Consider the following 2,106-nt stretch of genomic DNA (forward strand, 5'->3'; position numbering starts at 1 on the left):
GGGGAGGGAGGGGAGGAAGGTGGGAGGAAGTCGTCTCCGCCGAGGTGCCCGGGGCGCCCGCAGCCGCTGAAATGGGCATGAGGCACATGCGCGGAACCAATCGCCGGCGAGGAGCTTCGGGCCATGACCAAAGCGATAAAACTGCTGAGCGCCCTCCCCCAGAAGCAGCGCGAACGCCTGATGGAGCTCGCGCGGGAGGTCTCCTTCCCCGAGGACGCCAGGATCTTCGAGGCGGGCGGCACGGCCGACCGCTTCTGGGTCATCCGCTCCGGCGACGTGCACCTGTACCAGCAGGTGACGCCCACGCGCCGGGTGAAGGTGGCGGGCCTGGGCGCGGGCGACCTGCTCGGCTGGTCCTGGCTGTTCCCGCCGTACCAGTGGGACTTCGGCGCGGAGGCGTTCAGCCCGGTGCGCGCCTACGAGTTCGACGCCTCGGCGGTGCTCGCCCTGTGCGTGGAGGATCCGCTGCTCGGGCTGTCACTGGTGCGCACCGTCGCCGAGGTCCTCGCCCACCGGCTGGAAATGACCCGGGGCAAGCTGCTGGAGCAGTACGAGATGTCCCGGCGCTCCCGGTAGGGGTCAGACGCGGTAGCGGCGCAGGGCCGGTACGGCCGCCGCCAGGAGCAGTGTCAGGGCGACGACCAGCAGGCCGCCGCCGGCGACGGCCGCGCGGGGGCCGAAGGCCGAGCCGGCCGTGCCGTGCAGCACGTCGGCCAGGCGCGGGCCGCCCGCGACGACGACCGTGAAGACGCCCTGCATCCGGCCGCGCATGTCGTCGGTGGCGGCGGACAGCAGGATGGCGCCGCGGAAGACCATGGAGACCATGTCGGCGATGCCGGCGGCTGCGAGGAACGCCACCGCGACCCACAGGCTGCTGCTCAGCCCGAAGCCGGCGACGGCCACGCCCCAGGCGGTGACCGCGCCGATCACCATCCAGCCGTGCCGGCGCGCCCGGGAGAAGGTGCCGGAGAACAATCCACCGATCACCGCGCCGACGGGGATGGCCGCGAACAGCAGGCCGAGCGCCACCTCCTCGCCGTAGGAGGCGTACGTCTCGGCGGCGAGCTGCGGGAACAGGGCGCGGGGCATGCCGCAGACCATGGCGATGATGTCGGCGAGGAAGGACAGCAGCAGCACCTTGTGCCCGGAGATGTAGCGGAACCCGGCGGCTATCTCCCGCAGCCCCGCGCGGCGCCCGGCCGAGTCCGTCAGGGGCGGCAGCGGCGGCAGGCGCAGCACCGCCCACACGGTGGCGCACAGGGCCACGGCGTCGATGAGGTACAGCTCGGGCAGCCCGATGACGGGGATGAGGGCAGCGGCCAGCAGCGGTCCGGCGACCAGGCCGGTCTGCATGACGGTCGAGCCGAGGGCGTTGGCGGCGGGCAGCTCCTCGGCCGGGACCAGCCGGGCGATGGAGGCGTTGCGGGCCGGGGAGTTCAGCCCGAAGAAGGCCTGCTGCACGGCGAGCAGCACCATCAGCACCACGACGGAGTCGAGCCGGGCGGCGGCCTGCAGCCAGAACAGCAGCGAGGTGACGGCGATGCCGCTGTTGGTGATCAGCAGCAGTCTGCGGCGGTCCATGGTGTCGGCGACCGCGCCGCCCCACAGCGCGAACACCACCATCGGCAGCAGACCGGCGAGGCTGGCGTAGCCGACCCAGGCGGAGGAGCCCGTGATGTCGTAGATCTGCTTGGGCACGGCGACGGCGGTGAGCTGGCTGCCGACCGCGGTGACGATGGTCGAGGACCACAGCCGGCGGAAGGCGGGGCGGCGCAGCGGGCGGGTGTCCATGGCCCAGCGGCGCCGGCCGCGCCGGCCGGCTCTGGAAGGCTCCGGCGCGTCGGTGCCGTCAGTGGGGGTCGGGGTGCTGCTGTCGGTGCTCTCGCTGGTGTCCACGGGTTTCCTGGTTGGTCAGTACATCTATCGGCGGGGGGTTCAGTGTCTCAGCACCGGCTTGTGCCCTCGGGCCTCCCGGTTCCGTCCTGATCGGCGCGCAGGCGCTCCAGCCGGGCCGCCGCGCTGTCCAGCAGCATGTCCAGGGCGGTCGGGTAGGCGCTGGTGACCATGCGGGTGGCGAGCAGGGGCGCCGCCTCGGCGATGCGGGGG

2 protein-coding genes are annotated in these 2,106 nt (G+C 73.0%); one reads left to right on the forward strand and one right to left on the reverse strand.

The window, feature by feature from the left end:
- Positions 1-123 precede the first annotated feature (123 nt).
- Positions 124-576, forward strand: a complete 453-nt coding sequence (locus tag C1I97_RS35850; RefSeq protein ID WP_111007107.1) for a cyclic nucleotide-binding domain-containing protein — start codon at positions 124-126, stop codon at positions 574-576.
- 3 nt (positions 577-579) lie between these two features.
- On the opposite strand, the gene C1I97_RS35855 is transcribed toward C1I97_RS35850, so the two are convergent.
- Positions 580-1,896, reverse strand: a complete 1,317-nt coding sequence (locus C1I97_RS35855) for an MFS transporter (RefSeq protein WP_111007108.1) — start codon at positions 1,894-1,896, stop codon at positions 580-582.
- Positions 1,897-2,106 lie beyond the last annotated feature (210 nt).

It is taken from the genome of Streptomyces sp. NTH33, assembly GCF_003236365.1.
Lineage (GTDB): Bacteria > Actinomycetota > Actinomycetes > Streptomycetales > Streptomycetaceae > Streptomyces.

What these genes read in the sequence shown, in the direction of transcription:
- C1I97_RS35850 (WP_111007107.1), top strand. Translation starts at nt 124, where the DNA reads ATGACCAAAGCGATAAAACTGCTGAGCGCCCTCCCCCAGAAGCAGCGC.